This is a genomic window from Erwinia sp. JUb26 (assembly GCF_003751505.1).
GTDB lineage: Bacteria > Pseudomonadota > Gammaproteobacteria > Enterobacterales > Enterobacteriaceae > Erwinia.
Map to the genome: position 1 here is coordinate 26067 of NZ_RJVB01000001.1, position 26050 is coordinate 52116.

The 26050-nt window shown below is 61.4% G+C and carries 18 protein-coding genes; 10 read left to right on the top strand and 8 right to left on the bottom strand.

Annotation, left to right across the window (positions count from 1 at the left end; all coding sequences use genetic code 11):
- Positions 1 to 73: 73 nt before the first annotated feature.
- The 7 genes from EC836_RS00075 to EC836_RS00110 all read left to right on the top strand — a co-directional run bounded on the left by EC836_RS00075 (position 74) and on the right by EC836_RS00110 (position 10111).
- Entirely contained in the window at positions 74 to 1099 is a 1026-nt protein-coding gene (locus EC836_RS00075) for a C45 family peptidase (protein ID WP_123328909.1), read from the top strand.
- 249 nt (positions 1100 to 1348) lie between these two features.
- The gene (locus EC836_RS00080; protein WP_123328911.1) at positions 1349 to 3367 is read left to right on the top strand and encodes a sigma-54-dependent Fis family transcriptional regulator; all 2019 of its coding nucleotides are present in this window, start codon (positions 1349 to 1351) and stop codon (positions 3365 to 3367) included.
- 1744 nt (positions 3368 to 5111) lie between these two features.
- Positions 5112 to 6146: an NAD(+)/NADH kinase gene (locus tag EC836_RS00090; protein ID WP_123328913.1), complete on the top strand. Its 1035-nt coding sequence runs from the start codon at positions 5112 to 5114 to the stop codon at positions 6144 to 6146.
- 41 nt (positions 6147 to 6187) lie between these two features.
- Positions 6188 to 7186 (top strand): thiamine pyrophosphate-dependent dehydrogenase E1 component subunit alpha, encoded by a 999-nt coding sequence (locus EC836_RS00095; RefSeq protein ID WP_123328915.1) that lies wholly within the window; start codon positions 6188 to 6190, stop codon positions 7184 to 7186.
- 10 nt (positions 7187 to 7196) lie between these two features.
- Positions 7197 to 8216 (top strand): alpha-ketoacid dehydrogenase subunit beta, encoded by a 1020-nt coding sequence (locus EC836_RS00100; RefSeq protein WP_123328917.1) that lies wholly within the window; start codon positions 7197 to 7199, stop codon positions 8214 to 8216.
- The gene (locus EC836_RS00105) at positions 8216 to 9328 is read left to right on the top strand and encodes an acetoin dehydrogenase dihydrolipoyllysine-residue acetyltransferase subunit (protein ID WP_123328919.1); all 1113 of its coding nucleotides are present in this window, start codon (positions 8216 to 8218) and stop codon (positions 9326 to 9328) included. Before EC836_RS00100 ends, EC836_RS00105 begins: the two co-directional genes overlap by 1 nt.
- A gap of 9 nt (positions 9329 to 9337) precedes the next feature.
- A complete protein-coding gene (locus EC836_RS00110; RefSeq protein ID WP_123328921.1) occupies positions 9338 to 10111 on the top strand; it encodes a lipoate--protein ligase family protein in 774 nt (257 codons plus the stop codon).
- Positions 10112 to 11402: 1291 nt separating this feature from the next.
- Here EC836_RS00110 and EC836_RS00120 read toward each other — a convergent pair.
- From EC836_RS00120 to EC836_RS00130, 3 genes are all read right to left on the bottom strand, one after another.
- Positions 11403 to 12458, bottom strand: coding sequence for a 2,3-butanediol dehydrogenase (locus EC836_RS00120; RefSeq protein WP_123328925.1), 1056 nt, complete (start codon positions 12456 to 12458; stop codon positions 11403 to 11405).
- Between the two features lie 385 nt (positions 12459 to 12843).
- Positions 12844 to 14301: an AMP nucleosidase gene (locus EC836_RS00125; protein WP_123328927.1), complete on the bottom strand. Its 1458-nt coding sequence runs from the start codon at positions 14299 to 14301 to the stop codon at positions 12844 to 12846.
- 89 nt (positions 14302 to 14390) lie between these two features.
- Entirely contained in the window at positions 14391 to 15581 is a 1191-nt protein-coding gene (locus EC836_RS00130; RefSeq protein ID WP_123328929.1) for a LacI family DNA-binding transcriptional regulator, read from the bottom strand.
- 229 nt (positions 15582 to 15810) lie between these two features.
- On the opposite strand from EC836_RS00130, the gene EC836_RS00135 reads away from it, so the two are divergent.
- The 3 genes from EC836_RS00135 to EC836_RS00145 are packed head-to-tail and all read left to right on the top strand — an operon-like array spanning position 15811 to position 17833.
- Entirely contained in the window at positions 15811 to 16254 is a 444-nt protein-coding gene (locus tag EC836_RS00135) for a PTS sugar transporter subunit IIA (RefSeq protein WP_123328931.1), read from the top strand.
- Between the two features lie 19 nt (positions 16255 to 16273).
- Entirely contained in the window at positions 16274 to 16561 is a 288-nt protein-coding gene (locus EC836_RS00140; RefSeq protein WP_123328933.1) for a PTS sugar transporter subunit IIB, read from the top strand.
- Positions 16562 to 16573: 12 nt separating this feature from the next.
- Positions 16574 to 17833, top strand: coding sequence for a PTS ascorbate transporter subunit IIC (locus tag EC836_RS00145; protein WP_123328936.1), 1260 nt, complete (start codon positions 16574 to 16576; stop codon positions 17831 to 17833).
- 138 nt (positions 17834 to 17971) lie between these two features.
- On the opposite strand, the gene EC836_RS00150 is transcribed toward EC836_RS00145, so the two are convergent.
- The 5 genes from EC836_RS00150 to EC836_RS00170 form a co-directional block, all read right to left on the bottom strand.
- Positions 17972 to 19204 (bottom strand): MFS transporter, encoded by a 1233-nt coding sequence (locus tag EC836_RS00150; RefSeq protein WP_123328938.1) that lies wholly within the window; start codon positions 19202 to 19204, stop codon positions 17972 to 17974.
- Between the two features lie 74 nt (positions 19205 to 19278).
- Complete coding sequence (locus EC836_RS00155; RefSeq protein ID WP_123328940.1) at positions 19279 to 21006, bottom strand: ABC transporter ATP-binding protein; 1728 nt, start codon at positions 21004 to 21006, stop codon at positions 19279 to 19281.
- Positions 21003 to 22718, bottom strand: coding sequence for an ABC transporter ATP-binding protein (locus EC836_RS00160; protein ID WP_123328942.1), 1716 nt, complete (start codon positions 22716 to 22718; stop codon positions 21003 to 21005). Before EC836_RS00160 ends, EC836_RS00155 begins: the two co-directional genes overlap by 4 nt.
- A gap of 3 nt (positions 22719 to 22721) precedes the next feature.
- Positions 22722 to 23876, bottom strand: coding sequence for an ABC transporter substrate-binding protein (locus EC836_RS00165; protein ID WP_123328944.1), 1155 nt, complete (start codon positions 23874 to 23876; stop codon positions 22722 to 22724).
- A gap of 9 nt (positions 23877 to 23885) precedes the next feature.
- Complete coding sequence (locus tag EC836_RS00170; protein ID WP_199734981.1) at positions 23886 to 26030, bottom strand: TonB-dependent siderophore receptor; 2145 nt, start codon at positions 26028 to 26030, stop codon at positions 23886 to 23888.
- Positions 26031 to 26050 lie beyond the last annotated feature (20 nt).

A 26050-nucleotide genomic window follows, 5' to 3' on the forward strand; every position in this document is an offset into this window, starting at 1 on the left:
TTTATTGCGCGTGCAGTTGGTAAGCTCAACCGAATTCATTAGATTGACCTATCACTCACAAGAAGAAAACGGCATGAAACATACCACCCTCAACGGCGACAACTATCAGATCGGCTATCAGCTTGGCGAACTGGGCAGCGACGCATACCTTCGTGAAGTGCGCGCGACCGCGCTGTGGAACCACACCAATGCGCTGAAAAACAGCGATCGGCTGCAGGGCATGCAGCAACTGGTGCAGCAGCGTTTTCCCCTGCTGTGGCAGGAGCTACGCGGCCTGGCGGACGGCTTGCAGGCACCCTTTGATGAGGTGTTTGCCTGGAACTGTCGCGGCGACCTGCTGCCGTCAACGTCCGACGGCTGTACCACCGTCACCGGTTTTACCGACGAGGGCGAAGCGCTGATTGCGCATAACGAAGACGGCTTCCCGCAGCTGCGGGAACACTGTGGCATGGTCACCGTGCGGCCGCAGCAGGGGCTGGCGTTTACCAGCTTTTTCTATCCCGGTTCAATCTGCGGCCACACCGTGTCGGTCAACGAACGCGGACTGGTGAACACGGTGAACAATATTCGCGCAGCGGAGCGCCCTTTGGGGATGCCGAGGCAGATTCTGGCGCGTGCGGCGCTGGATGCGGCCACGATTGATGAAGCTGTCGCGATCCTCACTTCGCAGCCGCGCGGCGGGGCGTTTCATCATAGCCTGGCACAGTGCGGCGATGCGCGGATCGTCAGTGTGGAGGCTACCGGCACGGCGCATCATGTGCAGAGCAATCCCCACCGCTACGGCCATGCCAACCACCTGATCCACCCGGAAATGTCAGCGGTGGCGCAGACCATCACCGGCAGTTCCGCCAGCCGCCAGCAGCGTCTGCAACAGTGGCTGACAGAAGGCGAAGAGTGGCCGTTAAACCCGGCCCAGGCCCTGACGATCCTGAATGATGAGCAGCACGCCGATCTGCCGATCCTGCGGCGGGACCCGGCCGACCTCGATGAAGAAAACACCCTGGCCACGGCGATTTTCGTGATCGGCGTGAACCAGGTGAGCTGGACGCTGTTTACCGACGATCGCCAGTACGCCTGCCTCTCCGGTCAGCAGCCCTGAAGCGGCTTTCGAACCCGCACCAGTTCTCTTTTTGAGCAAATAAATCGGCTGCGCTTTGCGGCCGATCACAGATCGCCGCCTGACGCGGTGAAAAACTCTCCCCGGACATTAATCTGATAAAAAATCACTGCTTATCCGTGACGGTTCGCCCGGCCCCGGCCTGCATCGCCATCGCAATTCAGTGTATGATATCGGTCGCTTCAGCAGCGGTTATCCCCGGCCGACTGTGCCGCTACAGGAGAAACACCCGTGAATCAGAGCCAGCGCGAACACATTGCCACGGTGATGGCCAGCATCAGCAACGGCGCCTCTTTGCTGCCCGCCAGGCCGCACGACAGGGCGATCCGCGATTCCTGGCAGCGCTGCGTGGAACATCACGGGCTGGATCCCAGCCGTATGCAGGAAGCGCGCATTCTTCCGTGGCACGAGCTGCGGGAATATCGCCAGGAGATGGAGGAATTTCGCCATATCGCCCATCACGGCCTGACGGTGCTGTATAAGCAGATTGCCGCTGCGGGATACGTGCTGCTGCTGACCGATGCGCGCGGCGTTACCGTCGATTATCTGGGCGATGGCGATGCGGAAATCAGCCTGCGGCGGGCGGGGCTGTTCCTCGGCGCGCAGTGGACCGAAGCCTGCGCCGGGACCTGTGCCGTCGGCACCGCGCTGGCGACCGGCAGGGCGCTGACCGTGCATCAGGCGGACCATTTTGATGCCACCCATATTCCCCTGACCTGCACCGCCGTGCCGCTGTTCGATCCGCAGGGGCAGCTGAATGCGATCCTCGATATATCGGCGCTCAGTTCGCCACAGCCTAAATCCAGCCAGCAGCTGGCGCTGCAAATCGCCAAGCTTTACGCCCATCAGATCGAGAATGCCTGGTTCGAACATCGCCACCGCAACGACTGGGTGCTGAAGCTCAGCCCGGCGTCGCCGTTTGTCGAGGTCAGCCCCGATTTCCTGATTGCGTTCGATGCCAGCGGCAACGTGGTGGGGCATAACCATCGCGCCCAGCGCATGCTGGAAAAAGAGCTGGGGATGGAGGCACCGCCGCCGAATAGCAAAAGCGCACTGCTGGGGATGCCAATTGAGCAGCTGTTCAACACCTCGATTGACAGCCTGCCGGACTGGCTGGCCAGCGCCAACGGACGGCAGGGTACGCTGGAGCGCGCGCGCAGCGGTGAAAAACTGTTTGTTACCGCCGTGCAGCCCACCCGCTGCCCGCCGCGACGCACCAACGGTGCGGATGCACTGCCCGCGCCGCTCGCGGCCCTCAACGGCGGCGATGCCGCGCTGCAGCAGCAGTTACAGCGTGCCTCAAGGCTGCTACAGGCCTCGCTGCATCTGGTGATCCACGGCGAAACCGGCAGCGGTAAAGAGTACTTCGCCCGCGCGTTTCATCAGGCCAGCGACCGTCGCGAACGGCCGTTTGTGGCGGTGAACTGCGCGGCTATCCCGGCGACGCTGATTGAAAGCGAGCTGTTCGGCCATCTTCCGGGCAGCTTCTCCGGCGCGGGCAGCAAGGGGCGGCGCGGCCTGATTCAGGAGGCCGACGGCGGCACGCTGTTTCTGGATGAAATCGGTGATATGCCGCTGGAGATGCAGACCCGTCTGCTGCGGGTACTGGCCGAGCAGGAGGTGCTGCCGGTGGGTGCGACCCGTCCGGTGCCGGTGGATGTGCGGGTGATTTCGGCTTCGCATCACGCGCTGGATCGGCTGGTGGCCGAGGGGCGTTTCCGCACCGACCTGTTCTATCGCCTTCAGGGCGCGCGCATTACCCTGCCGCCGCTGCGCCAGCGCAGCGATCTTGACTGGCTGATTGGTAAGCTGCTAGCTGGACGGGTAGAGATGAGCGCGGCCGCGCGTCGGCGTCTGCATCAGCATGGGTGGCCCGGCAATCTGCGCGAGCTGAATAACGCGCTGGATTATGCAGCAGCGGTGTGCGACGGCGGTCGTATTGAAGTGGGTGATTTGCCGGAGGGGCTGGCAACACCTGCTGTGCCGGGGCAGGTGGCGGCGGGGTTGCCTCAGTCTTCTGGCAATATCGATATTGAATCTTTGTCGCATTCGGCCATTGTGCCATCAGGTCCGACATCTGCTGCTTTTCCCGATGCGGCTCTGCCGCCTGAAGCGCAGCTGCTGGTGCAGTATTTGCGTGCGGCGCGCTGGAATCACAGTGCGGTGGCGCGGCAGATGGGGATCAGTCGTATGACGCTTTATCGTCGGATGCAGCGGTTTGGGATCCAGTCGCCGGTGAATGAGGGATGAGACTATTCCTGCTGAAATGCTGAAATGCTGAAATGCTGAAATGCTGAAATGCTGACCTGGTGACTGCGCTGACGGGGGGCTGCCACGCCTGGCGGTCCTCGCGCCACGCGTTGCGCGGTGCCCTCACTGCGTTCGTCAGCCGGTCGGACCGGCTCAGACGGCACATCCGTGTGCCGACCGAGCCTTGCGCCCGCGTCCTGCGGGCTTATCCTGGCTTCCTCTCTTCGTTCAGCGCTGTGGATTGCCAGTCGTGGCAGCCCCCCGTCCGCGCCGTAATTGCCGAGTTGTGTTCAGATAAAAATACGTCTCTGTGATAGGGATGGGTGAAAATCTGTCGTGCGCTTTGTTCCGCGTTGCAGATTCCTGGCCGATGGACTGGCAGTCTTTTTACCTACTCAGGTTTATCCGAAGACAGTAGCGGCGAAGGTATTTCCAGTTAATCAGAATGTATTGTGGAAAATGTTATCTGGCGATCTTGTGGCCTATGCTGACGGTGGGCTGCCACGACTGGCGGGTCCTCGCGCCCCGCGTTGCGTGGTGCCCTCACTGCGTTCGTCAGCCGGTCGGACCGGCTCAGACGGCACATCCGTGTGCCGACCGATCCTTGCGCCCGCGTCCTGCGGGCTTATCCTGGCTTCCTCTCTCCGTTCAGCGCTGTGGATTGCCAGTCGTGGCAGCCCCCCGTCCGCTCCGTGACTGCTGTGCTGTCTTCAGGTAAAAGGATATCCCTGATATTTACTGGAGATACCAGATATCTGCCGATGGTGCGCGTTGCTGTGCCGATCGAGTTCTTCTTGTTATTCAGCTCTCGGACTTTCAGACATGCAGCCCAGTCTGTTCAGTGGCCTCTAAAAGCGACGAAAAAAGTCAGAAAAGGGCACAGCCCTGGCGGCGGCTGAAGGGCAATCCGCAGCGCTGAGGTGGAAGCGGATGGCCAGGAGACGCCAGCAGGACGCTGGCGTCAGGCGGGGTCGGTACAGGGATGTAGCGTCTCCGCCGGTCCGGGCGGCCAGCAGCTGTAACCGAAGGCACCACGCAACGCGTGGCGCGAGGACCGCCCGGCAGCCGGCGGCAGGGCTGGGAACCAGGCCCGGTTTCGATAGCGATTGCCCTCTGGCGATAAGTTATAGCCTCCTTATGCAACTCCCCTTTATGCCGTTCAGGCCAGACGCCGGTGTTTTACGCACAAGTCCGGGTTTGCACTCTTCTTTCAGCAAAATGGATTGTCAGATAAGCGTTAAACCAGCTTGTTAAAGGTCTTTAAAAGCGACGAAAAAGTCAGAATGGGGCACAGCCCTGGCGGCGGCTGAAGGGCAATCCGCAGCGCTGAGGTGGAAACGGATGGCCAGGAGACGCCAGCAGGACGCTGGCGTCAGGCGGGGTCGGTACAGGGATGTAGCGTCTCCGCCGGTCCGACAGGCCAGCAGCTGTAACCGAAGGCACCACGCAACGCGTGGCGCGAGGACCGCCCGGCAGACGCCGCCAGGGCTGGGAACCACGCACTCATCCCACTGCGAAAAATCGCATACGGCGGCGAATTTCCCACTCGCGCCAGAGCGCATCCCACCGCTTTACACCTGTCCATCCACCCCCACACCGAACAGGTGACAGCTGTAACACCTCTTCATCTCCGATCGCCATCGCTGAGCAAATAACCACCTGAATCACAATGTGTTAACTTTTATTTTACATATATGGCACAACCTTTGCGTTATCTCTGCCAGTTGATAACGGAGAGACGCCAATGATACACAGCCACGCGACACGCCCCTGGGTCGGCATCATCGCTAACCCGGTATCCGCCCGCGACATCCGCCGCGTCGTCGGCCACGCCGGCACGCTGCCGTTGTCCGAACGCGTCAACCTGTTGCTGCGTCTGATGGCCTCGCTGGCCGCCTGCGGTATCGGCGAAGTCCGCATGATGCCCGACCGCGAAGGGCTGCGGGCGCTGCTGTTGCGTGAACTGGCCCAGCGCCCGGACTGGCGGCTGCCGCAGCTGGACTGGATCCCCGGTGCGGTCACCGCCACCGTTCAGGACAGCTTCGAAGCCGCGAAATGGATGCAGCAGGCGGGCGCAGCCGCCATCGTGGTACTGGGCGGCGACGGCACCCATCGCGCCGTTGCGCGCCACTGCGGCGAAGTCCCGATCGTCGGCCTCTCTACCGGCACCAATAACGCCTGGCCGGAAATGCGTGAACCGACGGTGCTCGGCCTGGCGCTCGGGCTTTACGCCAGCGGCCGCATCCCGGTTGAAAAAGCGCTGGTGTGGAACAAATGGCTCGACATCGTTATCACCGAAGCCGACGGATCGCTGCGCCGCGATATCGCGCTGGTCGACGCCGCTATCACCGGCGAACAGTTTATCGGTGCGCGATCGATATGGAGCACCGGCGCGCTCTCCCAGCTGTTTCTCAGCATTGCCGAACCGCAGGCGGTGGGGCTGTCGGCCATCGGTGGCCTGCTGCAGCCCGTTGGCCGCCGCGAAAACGGCGGTCTGCAAATCACCTTTGGCCCCGGCGGCTGCCGTCTTCTGGCCCCCGTCGCGCCCGGCGTACTCAGCGAAGTTGATATTGCCCACTGGCAGCCCCTTGAGCACGGCGTGCCGCAGCCGACGCTGCTGCGCCAGGGGGTGATCGCCGTCGACGGCGAACGTGAACTGAGCTTTAACCCGACCCAGCGCGTCATCATCTCCCTGCGCGAGCGCGCCTTCCGTTCCCTCGATATCAATGCCTGCCTGAACTACGCCGCCCAGGCCCAGTTACTGCGTCACGGTGCATGACAGTCCGCGATGCGTATCCACCCGACCATCTGGAGAACACTATGAACACCAGAGAAGCAAGTAATCCGGGCAGCCAGCTCAGCGCCGAGCAGCTGCTCAATGTCTATCGTCGCATGCGGACCATCCGCGATTTCGAAGAGCGCCTGCACGTCGATTTTTCCCGCGGTGATATCCCCGGCTTTGTTCACCTCTACGCCGGGGAAGAAGCCACCGCCGTGGGTATCCTCTCGCACCTGGGGGACGGCGATCGCATTGCCAGTACCCACCGCGGTCACGGTCACTGCATCGCCAAGGGCGTGGACGTCATTGCCATGATGAAGGAGATCTACGGCAAAACCGGCGGCGCCTGCAACGGCAAAGGGGGATCGATGCACATCGCCGATCTCAGCAAGGGGATGATGGGGGCTAACGGCATCCTCGGCGCGGGCGCTCCGCTGGTCTGCGGCGCGGCGCTGGCGGCAAAGTTTCGCGGTAAGGGCGAAATCGGCATCACCTTCGCCGGGGACGGCGCAGCCAACCAGGGCACTTTCCTCGAAAGCCTGAACCTGGCGGCGGTGTGGAACCTGCCGGTGATCTTCGTGATTGAAAACAACGGCTATGCCGAAGCCACGTCGCGCAGCTACGCCACGGCGGTGGACAGCTACGTTGACCGCGCGGCGGGCTTTGGGCTGCCGGGCGTGACCGTTGACGGCACCGACTTCTTTGCGGTGTATGAAACCGCCGGAGAGCTGATCCGCCGGGCGCGGGAAGGCGGCGGGCCGTCGCTGCTGGAATGCAAAATGGTGCGTTTTTACGGCCACTTTGAAGGCGACGCGCAGACCTATCGCGGGCGCGACGAGCTGGAACATATCCGCGCCAATCAGGACTGCCTCAAGCTGTTCCGCGCCCAGGTGGAAGGCGCTGGCGTGGTCAGCGCCGCGGCGTTTAACGACGTTGACCGTGAGGTAGTCGCCCTGATTGAGCAGGCGGTTCAGGAAGCGAAGGCGGCACCGGAACCGGATGCCGACGACCTGTTATCCGATGTCTATGTAAGCTACTGAGGGTGCAATCATGGCGCGTAAATTAAGCATGAAAATGGCGATCAACGAAGCGATCGATCAGGAAATGGCCCGCGATCCGAGCGTGATTATGCTGGGTGAAGATATCGTTGGCGGCATGGGCGGCGACGGCGAAAAGGATGCCTGGGGCGGCGTGCTGGGCGTGACCAAGGGGCTGTATGCCAAACATGGCGATCGCCTGCTGGATACGCCGCTGTCGGAATCGGCCTATGTGGGTGCGGCGGTAGGGGCGGCAGCCTGCGGTATGCGGCCGATCGCCGAGCTGATGTTTATCGATTTTATGGGCGTCTGCTTTGACCAGATCTTCAATCAGGCGGCCAAATTCCGCTATATGTTCGGCGGCAAGGCCGAAACCCCGGTGGTGATCCGCGCCATGGTCGGCGCCGGGTTTCGCGCCGCCGCCCAGCACTCGCAGATGCTGACGCCGATCTTTACCCATATCCCCGGCCTGAAGGTGGTCTGTCCGAGCACGCCGTATGACACCAAGGGCATGCTGATTCAGGCGATCCGCGATAACGATCCGGTGATCTTCTGCGAGCATAAGAACCTGTACGGCCTGGAAGGCGACGTGCCGGAAAAACCCTACGCCATCCCGTTTGGCGAGGCCAGTATCGTGCGCGACGGCAGCGACGTGTCGATTATCACCTATGGCCTGATGGTGCACCGTGCGCTGGATGCGGCGCAGCAGCTGGCGAAGCAGGGCATCGACGTGGAGGTGGTGGACCTGCGTTCGCTGTCGCCGCTGGACGTGGATACGGTGATTGAAACCGTAGAGAACACCGGGCGGCTGGTGGTGGTGGATGAGGCGCATCCGCGCTGCAATATCGCCACCGATATCTCCGCGCTGGTCTGCCAGCAGGCGTTCAGCGCGCTGAAAGCACCCATCGAGATGGTCTGCGCGCCGCATACGCCGGTGCCGTTCTCGCCCTCGCTGGAGGATCGCTACATCCCCAGCGCCGAGCGGATTATGGAGGCGGTAAAACGCACCCTGGGCTACAGAGGAAAACAGTGATGAGCGAAGCAACAATCACCCCGGTGGTGATGCCCAAGTGGGGGCTGTCGATGCGCGAAGGCACGGTGAACGAGTGGCTGGTGGAGGTGGGCGATGAGATCGTCACCGGCATGCCGATTCTTAACGTGGAAACCGATAAAATCGCCAACGCGGTTGAGGCCACCGATGCCGGCATTCTGCGGCGCAAGGTGGCGGAAGAGGGCGACGTGCTGCCGGTGAAGGCGCTGCTCGGCGTAATGGCACCGGAGGCGGTCAGCGATGCGCAGATCGACGCGTTTATTGCGGGCTGGGTGGTGCCGGCGGCGGAGGATGACGAAGACGAGCAGGTTTCAGCCGATCGTTTTATCGACGTGAACGGCCTGCGGGTGCGCTATATCCGCCAGGGGGAAGGCGATGAAGCGGTGCTGTTTATTCACGGCTTCGGCGGCGATCTGAACAACTGGCTGTTTAATCTCGATGCCTTCCCGGATTCGACGGTGGTGGCGCTGGATCTTCCCGCGCATGGGCAAACGGAAACCCGACTGACCGGCAGCGGCCTGAGCGATCTGGCGGCGTTTGTCGCTGACTTTATGCAGGCGGTGGATCTGCCCGCCGCGCATCTGGTAGGGCATTCGCTGGGTGGTGCCATCGCCGCGCAGCTGGCGCTGGATGCGCCGCAGCGCGTGCGTTCACTGTCGCTAATCGGAAGCGGCGGCTTTGGGGAAGAGGTGAATGAAGACTACACCCAGGGCTTTATCGATGCCCAGTCGCGGCGCGATCTTAAGCCGGTTGTTGAACTGCTGTTTGCCGACAGGGAATTAGTCAGTCGCCAGATGCTGGATGATTTGCTTAAATACAAACGGCTTGATGGCGTCAGTGACTGTCTGCAACAGCTGCAGGACAGCCTGTTCGCGGGCGGGAAGCAGTCTGCACAGCCGGGTCTGCAGCTCAACGGCAGTGTGCCGCTGTTGCTCATCTGGGGTGAGGATGACGCGATTATCCCTGTCCGCCATGCCGATAATGCCCCAGAGGGTAGTCGGGTCGAGCGGATTAGCGGGGCCGGGCATATGCCGCAGATGGAGAAAGCGGCGGAGGTGAACCGGCTGTTACAGCAGCATGCTGATGGTGAATAAAGGTACCCGATGAAGGATGCTTTCCCGGCCGCCGATCGCGGCGGCTCGTTTTCTCTACTTTCTCCCCGGCTGACGTTCTGCGCCGATCCCACTCAGGCGGAGGCCGGGCTGTACGCCCGCGCTGCGGCCGGTGAAGCGGTGGCGCTGCTGTGGCATTCGCCGCCGTCGCTGGTGGTGCCGGGCAGCTATAAGCGCTTTGCCGGGCTGGACGAGGTAAGGGCGCAGTTTGCCGATGCCGGCTGCCCGGTGTTTTTGCGCAAGTCCGGCGGTGGGCTGGTGCCGCAGGGGCCGGGGATTATCAATATCAGTCTGGCCTATCCGATGTGGCGGACGCTGGGCGAGGCGGCCGAGGGGGTGTACGAACACCTTTGCGACATGCTGAGCGATGCGCTGCTGGATCTGGGGGTGCCGACGGGGTGGCAGGCGGTCGAGGGGTCGTTTTGCGACGGGCGGTACAATCTGGCCTGCGGTGAAGGTGAGTTGGCGTGCAAAATTGCCGGTACGGCGCAGTACTGGCAGTCGGTGGCGAATCAGCCCGCCGACGGGCCGCGCTGTCATGTGGTGCTGGCGCATGCGGTGCTGCTGGTGGATGTGGATTTAGCGCAGGCACATCAGTATGCGAACCGGTTTGAGGCGGCGCTGGGCAGCGGGCGTTTTTATCAGGCGTCGAAGACGGTGAGTGTGGCGCAGATGTTGTCGGATGCGGATATGTATTTGCGGGAGGAGATGGTGGATGCGCTGCTGTCGGCGATTGGGCGCGCGGGTGTTCCGCGGCAGCGATAGGGGTAATAATTGTTCGCTGGTTCGCTGGTTCGCTGGTTCGCTGGTTCGCTGGTTCGCTGGCAGATCGGTGATCGCGCTGACCGGCGGGTCCCGCGGTCGGGCTGGTCCTCGCGCCACGCGTTGCGTGGTGCCTTCACTTCGTGCGTCAGCCTGTCGGACCGCCACAGACGGGCCGTCCTGGCCCGGCTGTGGCTTTCCCCCGCGTCCGTGCGGGTGAATCCTGGCTTCCTTACTGTGTTCAGCGCTGTGGATTGCCCGATCGCGAGACCCACTGGTCTGCGCTTTGATGCGGGCATCGTCTGCCTGGGACTGGATAAGTAAGTTCTTTGGGAGCTGTTTCTACGTACAGCGCTGCGGATTGCCCGATCGCGGGAACCGCCAGTCTGCGCTTTGATCCCGGTGCCGTCTGCTGAGAGCTGAATGTGCGATGCATTTGGCGCTGTTTTGCGTTCAGCGATTCGGACTATCTGGGGGAGGGAACTTCGATCCGGCTAGTATGCTTGTGGCACACTTTCATATTGAATTTGCTGAGTTCGCTGGCGGATCGGGGGATCGCGCAGATCGGTGGGTCCCGCGATCGGCCGGTCCTCGCGCCACGCGTTGCGTGGTGCCTTCACTTCGTGCGTCAGCCTGTCGGACCGCCACAGACGGGCCGTCCTGGCCCGGCTGTGCCTTTCCCCCGCGTCCATGTGGGCGAATCCTGGCTTCATTTCTGCGCTCAGCGCTGCGGGCATCGGATTTGTGTCGTGAAAACAGCGAGCAATTTGCCAAAAGGGATGCAGTCCGTGCGGCTGGCGGGTAATCCGCAGCGCTGAGGCGAAAGCAGCAGGCCAGGAGATGCCAGCAGGACGCTGGCATCAGGCGGAGTCGGTACAGGGATGTAACGTCTCCGCCGGTCCGACCGGCCGGATGCTGTAGCCGAAGGCACCACGCAACGCGTGGCGCGAGGACCGGCCGCCAGCCGCACGGACTGCATCCCGACCCGCAGCCTCACCGCGAATCCCACCCGACCTCCGGCCGCACGGACTGCATCCCGACCCGCAGCCTCACCGCGAATCCCACCCGACCTCCGGCCGCACGGACTGCATCCCGACCCGCAGCCTCACCGCGAATCCCACCCGACCTCCGGCCGCACGGACTGCATCCCAACCCGCAGTGCTACCGCGAATTCCACCCGGCCGACAGCCGCACGGGCTGCCTCCCACCCCGCAGAAAATGCAAAAAAACCACCGTCGCAATGACAGTGGCTTTATCAGCTCTTCAACCCACCAACCGGTAGACTAACAAAAACTTACTGCGGTGGACGCACCAGAATCTTAACCTGCTGCTTCTCTTTCACCAGCGCATCAAAACCTTCATCAACCAGATCGGCCAAATCAATACGCTTAGTCACCAGCTTATCCGCCTGGAAATAACCCTGCGTCATCAGATCCATCACAGCCGGGAAAATATGACGGTAGGCGATAATGCCCTTAATGTTGCGCTCGGCCAGCACCACCTTGTTCGGATGGAATGACGCTTCGCCTTCCCAGATAGACACAATAATGGTTTCACCTTCGTAGCGGGTGCTGTCGATACACTGCTTCAGCACCACCGGCACGCCGGTCACTTCGAACGACACGTCCACGCCGCCGTTGGTCAGCTCGCGAATGCGGGCAACCGCATCTTCTTTGCTCGGGTCGATAACCAGACGGGCGCCCAGCTCGCGCGCTTTCTCTGAACGCTGCGGCGACAGCTCAACCACGTAGATCTCTGCCGCACCGGCTGCGCGCAGCGCTTCGATCACCAGCAGGCCAATCGGACCCGCGCCGAACACCACCGCTTTATCACCGGCTTTCAGCTTGCTCATGCGCACCGCGTGCAGCGCAACGGCCGCAGGCTCAACCAGCGCACCCTGCTCGTAGGAAAGGGCGTCAGGCATACGGTGAACCATGTGCTCGGCCACCACGGTGAAGGAGGAGAAACCGCCGCCGCCGCCGGACAGGCCGTGGAAGCCCAGATCGCCACACAGGTTGTATTTGCCTTCGCGACAGGCTTCGCACTCCTGGCAGGAGAGGATCGGCTCAACCACTACGCGGTCACCGGCTTTAAACTTGGTGACGCCGCTGCCCACTTCCACCACTTCACCCGAAAATTCATGGCCCATCACGATAGGTGCGATATCACCGCTGATTTTATGCGGCTTTTCTACCGGCACAAAAATCGGGCCGGCAAGATATTCGTGCAGATCGCTGCCGCAGATCCCGGTCCACGCGACTTTGATTTTTACCTTCCCTGCGGAAACCGTCGGTTCCTCAATATCATCAATACGAATGTCGCGAGCCTGATACCAACGTGCTGCTTTCATAGTTATTCCCCTGAGATTGGCTTTAAACCTGTCCATTGCCGTGGTGTCAGCAGGGCCGGAGCAGGTACTCGCGCTGGAGAATGCGAAAGCCGTGCCAGAAATTCACAAGACAATAAAAATCATAAAATTCATTATCTTAAAAACGGCGCGCTGGCGCGGGGCTGTAACGTTATGGACGGGTGTAACAGGTGCACCGTTACAGGTGTAACGTGTGCGCTTAAGGAAAAAACCGTAGGCGCGTTGAAAAGTCGTGGGACCATCTTGAATGGCGAATTCTGATGTGGGGATCTGAACACGTGGGTAAACGCAGTAAAAGTGTTGAAGGCGGAAGAGCGCATTTCACTCTCCGGCCTTCAACTGTACCCGACGGACGCCCGGCTAACGCTTAGCGGAACGGCGGTTCGTTAAAGGTGCGCAGCTTGCGTGAGTGCAGGCGATCGCCCTCGGCACGCAGCAGGTCGATGGCGCGAATGCCAATTTGCAGATGCTCGGATATCGCCCCTTCATAGAAGCGGTTCGCCTGGCCCGGCAGCTTGATCTCGCCGTGCAGCGGCTTATCGGAAACGCACAGTAACGTGCCGTACGGGACGCGGAAGCGATAACCCTGCGCGGCGATGGTCGCGCTCTCCATATCCACCGCCACCGCGCGGCTGAGGTTAAAGCGCAGCGCGGAGGCCGAATAGCGCAACTCCCAGTTGCGATCGTCGGTGGTGACCACCGTACCGGTGCGCAGCCGCTGCTTGACCTCTTCGCCCGGCATGCCGCTGACCAGCTTGGTGGCGTCATACAGCGCGCGCTGCACTTCGGCGATGCTCGGGATCGGGATATCCGGCGGCAGCACCGCGTCCAGCACGTGATCGTCACGCAGATAGGCGTGCGCCAGCACGTAATCGCCGATGGTCTGGCTTTCACGCAGCCCGCCGCAGTGGCCAATCATCAGCCAGGCATGCGGGCGCAGCACCGCCAGGTGATCGCAGATGGTTTTAGCATTCGACGGACCCACGCCGATATTCACCAGGGTGATCCCCTGGCCGTTTTTGGCGATCAGGTGCCAGGCCGGCATCTGGTGTTTCTTCCACGCCAGGTCGGTGACCGTCTGCTCCGGATGCTGCGTATCGTGGGTGATGGTGATGCCGCCTGCGCAGGACAGCGCCTGATACGGCGAATCGGGATCGGCAATCTGCTCGCAGGCCCACAGCACGAACTCATCCACATAGCGGGTGTAGTTGGTAAACAGTACGTAGGGCTGGAAATCTTCTACCGGCGTGCCGGTGTAGTGGCGCAGGCGTGCCAGCGAAAAGTCGGTGCGCAGCGCGTCGAAGTGCGACAGCGGGAAGGTTTCGCCCTCGGCCAGCAGGCCGTCGGCGTTTTCATCGCCAATCTGCGACAGCTCGGTGGTCGGGAAGTGCTGGGCAATGCCCGCGCTCATGCTGCGGTCCAGCGCCAGGCCGGAACCGTCAATCACGTAAGGGAAGGGGATCTCCTGCTGCGACGGCAGAACCTCAATGGATACGCTGTATTCGCTGCTCAGCAGCTCCAGCTGCTCGCTCAGATAGTGGCGCGCCAGCGCCGGGCGGGTGACGGTGGTGCTGTAGCATCCGGCGCGGGTAAAGCGGCCAAAGGCGCGGGTCAGGCGCTGGCTGGGGGCCACGCCGTCCCAGCTGACGCGCAGCTGCGGATAAACAAACAGCCCGCTGGCGCGTGCTGCGGCGTCCGGCAGGCTGCCGTCGGCAATAAAGGCGGTGATGGCATCGCGCAGGGCGGCGACGGCGGCATCGTACTGCGCTTCCAGCTTGTCCAGCGCGTCGGCTACCGACAGCGACTGGTTCTGAGAATAAGTCATTCAATCTCCTTACATCGTTTCCCGGTATTGCCAACAGCCTAACTGAAGATAACGACAAAAGGAGGGGATGCCGGAATTATTTATTGCGCTTAGCTGCTGTCACCCGGCTCGAAGGCGAATTTAATCTGTTCTTCCAGCGGCTGCGGCGCGTCGTCGAGCATCGCCATCAGCCGCTGTCCTACCTGCTGGCCGAGCTTTTCATAGTTCAGCCGCATCGAGGTCAGCGCCGGGAAGGTGTGATCGCAGTCGGTCGAGCCGTCCAGGCAGGCGACCGCCATATCGTAAGGCACCTTCAGCAGCCGCCGCTGGCATTCGGCCAGCACGCCGATGGCGATCTCTTCGTGGCTGCAGATGATGGCGTCCAGATCCGGCTGGTTTTGCAGCAGCTGACCGAGCGCAAAGCGGCCAAACTGCAGGCTTGGCGCATCCGGCACGGTGATCATCAGGTCGGCGTTCTGATAGTGCGCCAGCATCGCTCTGTGCCAGCCGTTCAGCTGCTGCTTATGCAGGCGGTTATCGGTCTGCGCGCCGATAAAGGCAATGCGGCGATAGCCTTTTTCCAGCAGCGTGCGGGTCAGCCGTTCGGCGGCGTCGCTGAAGGCAATATTCAGCGTCAGATCGGCGGAAAACTGCCCGGCTCCGCAGACGTTGACCGTCACCACTTCAGACGATTCCAGCATCTCGCAGGTTTTCGGCGATAGCTGGGCGGCAAACAGCACCAGCGCGGAAGGGCGGTGCTGCAGCAGTTTTTCCACCAGCGGCGTTTCGCCGTACTGGTGGTATTCATGGCAGGCCATGATCAGCTGAAACGGCTGATTGCTGAGGGTGTGCTGCAGCGCCTGCACAAAGCGAGTGCTGGCGCGATCGTGCTGGAAGGGATAGAGCAACGCCACGGTATGCAGCTGCTGGGAGGCCAGCGCGGCGGCGGCCTGATTCGGCACGTAGCCCAGTTCGCGCACCGCCTGTTCCACTTTCTTCAGCGAGGCTTCAGAAACCTGCGATGGATCGCGCAGCGCACGCGAGGCGGTCATCTGTCCGACCCCGGCGTGGCGGGCGACATCCTGTAATGTTATGCGCTGCGCCGGGCTGGCGCTTAGCTCGGCGGCGGGCGCGCTGGCTTCATAACCCAGCGCCCGGGCGGCTTTTTCAACTTCACTGCGGACTTTGTCTGAAACCAGCTCCGGCGTGCGCATCACCCGCGATACCGTCATGACTCCAACGCCAACATAGTCGGCAACATCCTGTAGCGTTACGCGACCACTACTACGACGCTTTCGCATCCTGGTTCTCCTGAACGCTCTGTTACGCGACTCTGCCGCGCAATGATTTACCCTGCGGACAGTGTGCCGTTCTGGTTTAAAGACAACAACTGGTTAACCAGCAAATGATATGCCGATCACAGTTACTGATATCTGTAACAGTTAGCGTTAACTTTTTAGACCTCTATCACATTATTCCGGGTGGCCCGGCACTACTCTGCTCGTGCGAAAAGAGAGAGGTGACCGATAAATGTTGAAAGAACTCCTGACGGCTGACGTAGTGCAGATTGTACCAGCCTGTGAAGACTGGCGTCACGCAGTTGCGCTGTCCTGCCAGCCATTACGTGACAACGGTACGATCGAAGCCCGCTATGTTGAGGCTATCTACCGTTCGCATGAAGCGATTGGCCCGTACTATGTCGTTGGCCCTGGTATTGCCATGCCGCACGCCCGTCCGGAAGAGGGCGCCAACAAACTCGGCATCAGCCTGACGCTGGTGCAGGAAGGCGTTAACTTCGATTCTGAAGGCAATGATCCGGTGAAGCTGCTGTTTGTGCTGGCTGCAACGGACAGCAACAGCCATATCGGCATTATCACCGCGCTCGCCGGGCTGTTTGACACGCCTGAAGATACCGACGCGCTGATGGCTGCCACCAGCGTTGAACAGATTTTATCCATTATTTCACGTTATTAAACGACCAGAGGAACAACAAATGAAAATTACCGTGGTATGCGGCAATGGCCTGGGCACCAGCCTGATGATGGAAATGAGCATTAAAAATATTGTGAAAGATCTGGGCGTTGCGGCGGAAGTCGATCACGTGGACCTGGGTTCGGCAAAAGGCACCGCCAGCGATATCTTCGTCGGTACCAGCGATATTGCTGAGCAGCTGGTTGCACAGCAGGTGGGCGGCAAAATCGTTTCTCTGCAAAACATGGTAGACAAAGCGGCGATGAAAGAGCGTATCTCTGCCGCGCTGTCGGAACTCGGCGCGTTATAATCAGGAGCCAAAATGGAATTCTTCCGTTTCTTAATGAGTGACGTGCTCTCCGAGCCGTCGATACTGGTTGGCCTGATTGCGCTGATTGGTTTAGTTGCACAGAAAAAACCCGCAACTGAAGTGATCAAGGGAACGGTGAAAACCGTGATGGGCTTCCTGATCCTCGGCGCCGGTGCCGGGCTGATTGTTTCTTCGCTGGGTGACTTTGCGGCGATCTTCCATCATGCCTTCGGTATTCCGGGCGTGGTGCCGAATAACGAAGCGATTGTGGCCGTGGCGCAGAAAAGCTTCGGTACCGAGATGGCGATGATTATGTTCTTCGCCATGGTGATTAACATCGCGATTGCCCGCTTTACCCCGTGGAAATATATCTTCCTGACCGGTCACCACACGCTGTTTATGTCGATGATGGTCGCGGTGATCCTGTCTACCGCCGGAATGCGCGGTGCCAGCCTGATTGCGGTCGGTTCGCTGGTGGTAGGCATTTCGATGGTGTTCTTCCCGGCGATTATTCATCCGTACATGAAAAAAGTCACCGGTTCGGACGATGTTGCTTTCGGCCACTTCTCCTCAATCTCCCAGCTGCTGTCCGCGTTTATCGGCAGCAAGTTCGGTAATAAAGAGAAGTCCACCGAGGACATGCAGGTCCCGAAAAGCCTGCTGTTCCTGCGCGACACCCCGGTTGCGATTGCCTTCACCATGTTCTTTATCTTTATTTTCACCTGTCTGGTGGCCGGTCCGTCGGCGGTGAAAGAGATGAACGCCGGGGGTAAAAACTGGTTCATGTTCTCCCTGATGCAGTCGATTACCTTCGCCGCCGGCGTATATATCGTCCTGCAGGGCGTGCGTATGGTGATTGCCGAGATCGTTCCGGCGTTTAAAGGGATCTCCGACAAACTGGTCCCGAACGCCAAACCGGCGCTCGACTGCCCGGTGGTGTTCCCTTATGCGCCAAACGCGGTGCTGGTTGGCTTCCTCAGCAGCTTCGTGGCCGGTGTACTGGGTATGTTCCTGCTGTATGCGCTGAACATGACGGTGATTATTCCGGGCGTGGTGCCGCACTTCTTCGTGGGTGCCGCCGCGGGCGTGTTCGGTAACGCCACCGGTGGCCGCCGCGGCGCGATCCTTGGTGCCTTCACCAACGGCCTGCTGATCACCTTTATCCCGGTGTTCCTGCTGCCGGTTCTGGGCAGCATCGGGCTGGCCAACACCACCTTCAGCGACTCTGACTTTGGTGCGGTCGGTATCCTGTTAGGGCTGATTGTGCGCTAATCGCTATTAGTGCCAAACTGACCGAAAAGAGGCGAAGTTATCTTCGCCTCTTTTTTTGCATTGGAAACCACGCGGTTAAGATGGAGGGGCGAGCGAAGAAGCTGACAAACAGAACCGTTAACGCATTTGACGCCGGGCTTAGCGCTGCTGACGTTGAATGGGCTGCGTGATAAAAGTTGTCTCATGTTCCTGATGGCCGGCTCGTTTCTTTCGTCGCCCGCCGATTAGCAGCGTCAGCGCAAATCCCGCGCCGGCCATACCAACGTCAAACCACATGATACTGGCAATGCTGTGCTGCGACAGGCGGGCGGTGATCAGCGGAATGGTGAAGGTGGCCAGACTGCCCGCGCTGTAGTAAATCCCGGTGGCTTTGCCCTTGGCCTGTGGGAACTTCATCGCCATCACCGTCAGCCCCAACTGCACCACGCCGCCCGCCGCCGAAAAGCCGATGACAAAGGCGAACAGCGCAATGACCCGCGCGCTGGGGTAGAGACTGATCGACAGCAGCGCCAGCAGGGAAATGAAGGTATAAATCCGCAGCAGAAGCAGCGAGTTCACCAGCCGGTTGACCAGCAGCGCGGTGATAAACACGCCGCTCAGTGACCCGAGGGTATAGACGCTGAGCAGCTGAATTGACGCGGCGTAGGGCATCAAAATCACAAACTCCGCGTACTGCGCCAGCCACTGGCTGACCAGGTAGAAGGTCGCCATCGAGAGATAGCCAAACAGGGTGAAGCAGATAATATCCGTCAGCGCCCGCTTATCCTCCAGCATCAGGCTTTTGCCGTCGGGGGTGGCCGGCTGCGGCGGCTGGTGGGCGGGGAACGGCCGCCGGAGCAGGCAGATCCCGTTAATCAACATAATGGCGGCGGCGACCATAAACGACCAGCCAAACCAGCTGTGGCTCAGCATCAGCCCGTAAATAATAAACGGCAGCAGGAACTGGCCCGCCGACACAAAGGCTTTGATCAGAATCGTGGCCGTACCCGGCGAGCGGGGAAAACCCTCCATCAGCGCCGGGTAGGTACCGGCATCCAGAAAGCTGTTGGCGACCCCGGCCAGCAGTCCGCAGGCAAAGGCAGTGAGCACGCTTTGCGCCGAAACGATGCCGAAGAAGAAGCCCAGATAGCAGAGAATGCCCAGCAGAATAAACGGCTTACGGCCGAATCTGTCGGAAAGCATACCGGAAACAAACAGCACCATCAGGCGGCCAAAGCCCAGCGAGGCAATCACCACCGAAACGCCCGCGGCGTCGGTGTGCCACTGCTGTTCAAGGTGCGGCATGTTCAGGGTGATCAGCAGCACGCCCATACCGTGAACCAGATAATTCAGATACAGCCCGACGGCGGTCGGAAAAAAGCGATTGGTCATGGTGGATCTTCGGCAAGACGACAAACGACGCACCGGGCACGCCGCGACTGAGGGCAGCATGATGCCTGTGCGGGTCAGTCAGCGGCAACCTTTTTTATCAGCGCGGCGTATTTCCCGCCTGTCGCCATCAGTGCATCATGGCTTCCGCTCTCCGCGATCTCCCCGTTTTCCAGCAGCAATATCCGGTCTGCATGGCGCAGGGTGGCCGGGCGATGAGCGATCAGCAGGATGGTGCGTTTGTGCCGCAGGCTGAAAAGCGCCTGATGAAACGCCCGTTCGTTCTCGTTATCCAGGCTGGCGGAAGCCTCGTCGAGGATCAAAACGGGTGCGCCGGTCAGCAGCGCGCGCGCAATGGCGATACGCTGCCGCTGGCCGCCGGAAAAGCGGTTGCCGTTTTCACCGCATGCGCTGTGGTAGCCGTCGGGCAGGGCGCTGATAAAATCGTGCGCCTGCGCCATCTTCGCTACCTCTTCGATCTGCTGCGGGCTGGCATCGGGGCCACCCAGGCGAATATTGTCGGCAACGGAGCCGTTAAACAGATACACCTCCTGCGGCACCCAGCTGATAAGCTGGTGCAGGGCGGCCAGCGGCAGGGAGCGGATATCAACACCGCCAACGGTGATTGCACCGCTTTCCACCTCGTAAAAGCGCAGCAGCAGGTGGGTGAGGGTGCTTTTACCCGCGCCGGAACGGCCCGCCAGCGCCACGATTTCTCCGGGGCCAATTGTCGCCGACAGCCCCCGCAGCACCGGGCGCTGCGCGGCATAGCCGAACCGCACCGCGGAGAAGGCCAGATTATGGCGGTCGGGCAACGCTGCATGGCCGCTATCATTCACCCGTGCGGAATAATCGATAATTCGCATAATCCTGGCCGCACCGGCCCGCAGCTCACCGAGCTGGCTGGCGGTCTGCGTCACATCGACAATCGGCAGCAGCGCGCCCACGCCGAGCACCAGTACCAGCGGTAGCCACAGCGGTGAGAGGCTGCCCGCGTGCAGCAGCGTGCTGGTGGCGGCGATCAGCGCCAGCACCGCCCCCGCGCTTAACGCATCCACCGCCGCAAATTCCAGCCCGCTGCGGGAGCCGTAGCGCTGCTGCATCCTGCCCAGGCTTTGGGTGCGCTGTATCAACCGCTGCACGTAGCCCCTTGCCTGACCAAACGCCGCCAGTTCACGCTGGCCGTGGATAAACTCCACGGTATCGGCATTCAGCTGTCCCTGTTCGGTCTTCACCTGCTGGCCCTGTAAAGCCGCACGACGCGCCAGCCAGACCGGCACAGTGGCCACCAGCAGCAGAAACGGCAGCAGTACGCCTGCCAGCAGAGGGTCGAATTGCCATAGTGCGATCAGTACCGCCAGCGGTACCACAATCGCGCCGGTGTAATCCGCCAGCGTGTGGGCATAAAAGCGCTCCATCAGTTCGGCATCGGCGGTGGCAACGCTTGCCAGATCCCCTAACCGCTGGCCATCGGCGGTCCCAGGTGCGGAACGCTCCAGCCCGTCGAAAATCGCCATTTGCAGCTTCTCGATCAGCGCGAAGGCCAGATCGTGGGACACCCACGCCTGCCACCAGCGGGCGGCGGCAGTCAACAGCACCAGCAGGGCCAGCCAGCCGCAGGCGACCGGCAGTAAGGCCGCTTCCCCGGCCAGGGCGATGCCGACGATCCAGGCGCCGATTGCCATGCAGGCCAGCGTGCCGCTCTGGGCCAGCACGCCGGAGAACACCGCCATCGCCAGCAGTCGATATCGGCCGCGCATCATGCGCAGCAGTCCGGCGAGTCCGCCGTGGGTGTGCGGTTTCATGGTGCTTTCCCCTGTGCCGCCATCAGCCGCGCATAGCGGCCACCGGCCGTGCTTAACTGATAATGATTACCCTGTTCCACCAGCTCGCCGCGGTCGAAGACCAGAATGCGGTCGGCATCCTGAATGGTTTCCAACCGGTGGGCGATGGCGATCGTGGTACGGTGCCTGCGCAGCACGGCCAGCGCTTCGCGCAGCGCCCGCTCGCTGGCGGCATCCAGGCTGGAGGTGGCCTCATCCAGAATGAGAATCGGCGCATCTTTCAGTAAGGCCCGGGCGATAGCCACCCGCTGGCGCTGCCCGCCGGAGAGGTTTGCGCCGCGTTCACCAACCGGCGTCGCCATGCCGAGCGGCAGCCCGGCGATAAACTCGCTCAGTTGGGCGGCCTCAGCCGCCTCGGCCAGCTCATCATCGCTGGCATCCGGCCTGGCGATACGCAGATTGTCAGCCAGCGTACCGTGGAACAGAAATACCTCCTGCGACACCACGCCGATCAGTTCGCGCAGACGGTGCAGCTGCAGCCGCCGGATATCAACGCCGCCGATACGGATGGTGCCCTGTTCGGCATCAAAGCAGCGCAGCAACAGAGTGACGAGGGTCGATTTACCCGCGCCGGAGGGGCCAACCAGCGCTACAAACTGGCCTTCGTCAACGGTCAGCGACACGTCCGACAGCGCCAGATCCCCCTGCGGATAGCGAAAGCTGAGGCGGTTGATGCGGATATCATGGCGCTGCGGTTTTGCCTGCGGTTCAGCGGGATCGGCAACCGGGGCGGTTAGCGAAAGCAGATCGTTTATCGCACCGATTGCGCCACCCGCCGCCCAGGCGGTGTGGAAGGCGTTTTCCAGCCGGACCAGCGGGCGAAACGCCTCCCGGCTGAGAAACAGCGTCAGCAGCAGCACAAACGGCAGCAAATCGTGATGCACCACCCGCCAGGCGTTGAATGCCAGCACCAGCGCGATGCCGCTCAGGCTGACCAGTCGGGTGATGCCGCTGCGCATCAGGATCACCTTCAGCGTCGCCATGGATGCCTGACGCAGGTCGGACGCGTGCGCCGCGAGCCGTTCCCGCCAGGCCGCTGCCGCACCGAAAGCCTTCAGCGTCAGCAGGCCCTGAAGCGCATCCAGCAACGTGGCGGCAAAGGCCTCCATGGCGGTGAACACGCCGCTGGCTTTCGGCATCTGCCAGCGCATCCACAGCCCGTCGAGCAGGGGAAAGGCAAGGGTGAAAAAGGCCAGCAGCAGGGCAGACGGCCAGTCGACGGCGGCCAGCGTCAGGACGATCAGGCTACAGCCGAACAGCGCGCTGAACAGGGCGGGGAGATAGCGGCTGTAATAGCCTTCCAGTGCCTCCACGCCGCCATTCACCGTGCCCTGGATATCGCTGGCGCGATGCAGCAGCGTGAGCCCTGGGCCAAAGCGCACCAGCTGGTTCAGCAGCCTTTTCCGCAGGTGAACCTTACAGACCTGGGCGATGTGCTGCGCGGTGTACTCACTCAGCCACAGCAGCAGCGCCCGCAGCAGAATGATGGCCGCCATCATCACCAGCGGCGGGGTGATGTCGGCGTCCAGCCCCTGCTGCATCAGCAGGCAAAGCGCATCGGCGGTCAGCCACGCCTGAGCGCCATAGCAGGCGATGACCAGCAGATGAATCATCCCATTGAGCAGCAGCTGAGGCAGTAAAGGGCCAGTCAGACCGGCAACTGGCTTTTGCATTGTTTACTCCTGGCCGTTCAGCGTGGTCCAGAATGAGCCCTGCAGCGGGAAGGCGAGGAAGCGCTGGTTAAGTTCATCGAAGGTTTTCGCCGGATCGACGTCGGCAAAAGCTGCCGGATGCAGCATTTTCGCCATCTCCTCCACGCCGATAAAGAACAGCGGGTTGTCGAAGAAGAACAGCCAGATCCCCGCGCCCTGATGGTTGCGGATAGCCGACAGGCTGGCCAGCGAAGGATTCGAGACAATCGCTTTCAGCGAACGGGCGCTCTCCGCCGCAGAAACGCCAGGCCCGACGTTCAGCCCCTTACGGCTGACGCTGGAGCCGCCGCCGGCCAGGTAGAAGTCCGGCTTTTGCGCCAGCACGTATTCCAGATTCAGTCGGCCGATCGCCTGATTCAGCGTTTTCACGCCGAGGTTTTCGCCCCCCGCGACGGCAATAAAATCACTCATGTTGCCCTTGCCGGAGGTAAAGCAGCACTCTTCACCGCCGGGATTGAGGTGGAAGAACACCGTAGGCCGCGTGGGCTCTTTCGCCACGCGCTTCGCGACGTCGTCCATATGCTGCTGGTAGAAGGCGATAAACGCCTCGGCCTGCTGTTCATGACCGGTCAGTTTGCCCAGCATGCGCATGCTCGGCACGGTTTTGGTCAGCGGATGGCGGAAGAAATCAACAAAGACATAGGGCACATGTGCCGCATCCAGCTTGCTCAGGCCATCCGGGATCGGACCATAAAGGGTAAACACCACCAGGTCCGGTTTTGCCGCAATGGCCGCCTCCATCGAGAACGTGCCGCTGTTCAGATCGCCGATTTCCGGGATCGATGCCGCCTGCGGGAAGCGCTGCTTCAGCGCCTGCCAGGTAGCGGGCGAGTAGCGCTGCAGATCGGTGCCCCAGGCGACGACGCTGGAGAGCGGGTCTTTATCCAGCAGCGCCAGCGTCATGATGTGGCGGCTTTCGGCCAGCACGATGCGCTTCGCCGGCGCGGGCAGCGTCACGGTGCGGTTAAGCATATCGGTCACCGTCACGCTGCTGTTCTCAGCGGCGCGGGCGGAAAGGGTGATCGCGGCGGCTGCCAGCAGGCAAACCGTCAGCAGTACGTTAAACAGGGCGTTCCACGTACTGCGGGCAGGGGAGCCTGCCCGAAGTAACATCATCATTTTTTATCCTTACCAGCGGTAGCTGACGCTGCCCACGATGGTGCGATCGGTACCCTGATTGCACGAGGTGGAAGAGCAGGTTGAGTAGTAGTCTTTATCGAACAGGTTGTTGACGTTGACCGCCGCGCTGACGCCCTTCAGCGAGCTGTTCAGCTGGCCGAGATCGTAATGCACGGCCGCGTCCACCACGGTGTAGGACGGTACGCGGATCGTGTTAGTGGAATCCGCCCAGGTTTTGCCGACGTAGCGCACGCCCGCGCCAATGCCGAGGCTGGCCAGCGGGCCCTGCTGAATGCTGTAGTCACCCCATACCGACGCCATCTGCTCCGGCAGGCCGGTCGGAGTTTTACCCAGTGCGCTGGCGGTATTGGTTTTGGTGGTTTCCAGATCGTTCCACGTATAGCTGGCAATGACTTTAAACGCCGGGGTGATAGTCGCGCTGCCGGATGCCTCGATACCTTTCGAGGTCACCTGTCCGGTCTGAACGGTGTTCAGTGCATTATCGGGATCGGTCGTGGAAACGTTGTTCTGCTCCAGATCGAACCAGGCCAGGGTAAACAGGCCGTCGAAGCTTTCCGGCTGGTATTTCACCCCGGTTTCAATCTGCCTGCCGGTGGTCGGTTTATAGCTTTCGCCGTAAAGGTTCGTACCCAGTACCGGCGCGAACGAGGTGGTGTAGCTGACGTACGGCGCTACGCCAACATCGGTCAGCCACGTCAGCCCGGCGCGCCAGGTGAAGTGATGATCGTTCTGATCGGTGCTGGCACTGCTCACCCGGTTAGCGGTGTGGACCGACGCCCAGTCTTCGCGGGCGGAGAGGTCGAGCATCAGCCGTTCGGCCAGCGCCAGCGTATTGCCCAGATAAACCCCGGTTTCATCGGCGGTCTGGTAGGTGCTGCTAAACGTGGTTGCCGGCGTGGTGAAGCGGCCGCCGTAGGTCGGGTTGTAGATATCAATCGACGGCGCGGCGCCGTAGTTCAGGTAGTAATCCTCACCGGTGCGGCGATAGGACACGCCCACCACGGATGTGCCGCGCACCGGGCCGGCATCCCACTCGGCCTTAAGGTTGTTATCCGTCGCCAGAATTTTACCGACAATGCCAAACTCATAGGCGTTACGTTTCAGCGTGCGCATATCCGCCGCCAGGCCGGCGCCGGAATAGGTCTGGGTCAGCAGATCGGTATAGCTGTAGCGTGCGGCGGAGTGCGCCGACCAGATGTTATCGAAGCGGTGATCCAGCTCGTAGCCGACGTTGAACTGGGTAATGTGATTATCGAGATTGCTGCCGTCGAGATACTGGTTACGCGGGATTTTACCGTTGGGGTTGCTCAGCAGCGTACCGTTGATCGGCGTGTAGCTGCGCGGCGGGCCGAAGGTGTCGCGGCTGAATGAGGAGAGCAGCGTCAGCGACGTATCGGTGTTGGGTTGCCAGGTCAGCGACGGTGCCAGATACATCGTGTCGTCCGGCACGTTGTTAAACTGCGTATTGCTGTCGCGGCCGACGCCAACAACGCGATACAACACGGTTTTGTCGTCGGTCAGCGGGCCGGAAACGTCAAACTGCCCCTGATAGCGGCCGTGATTGCCAACCTGAACGCCCACTTCGTGGCGTGCCTCTTCGGTCGGGCGCTTGCTGACGGCATTCACCACGCCGCCGGGCGAACCACTGCCGTACATAAAGCCCGCCGGGCCGCGCAGCACATCGATACTTTCCATACCGTACGGCTGGTAGCGAACGTACGATTGCGCGGTGGTCGAACGCAGGCCGTCCAGCAGCGAACCGTTCAGCGTGGCATCAAAGCCGCGGATGCTGAAGTAGTCAAAGCGTGAGTTGATCGCCGTCGTTGAGGTAAAGACGCCCGGCGTGTAGCGCAGCGCCTCGGTGGTGGTCTGCACATTCCGGTCGGTCAGCTCGTCGCGACCGATCACGCTTAGCGACTGCGGCGTGGCCACCACCGAGCTGTTGGTGCGGCTGCCGGTGCTGCTCTGTTTTGCCACATAGCCTTCGCTCGTTTTTGCGCTGTCGTCGGCGGTCACCGTCAGCGTTTGTTCCTCGGCGGGCTGCTGCGCCCGGAGTGTCGCTGACAAACCGAGCGTGGCAAGGGCCACGCAGGCGGCGATCGTTGAAAATTTATGTTTGTTATGGTCAGACACCAGAGCCTCCCCGGCTTTTA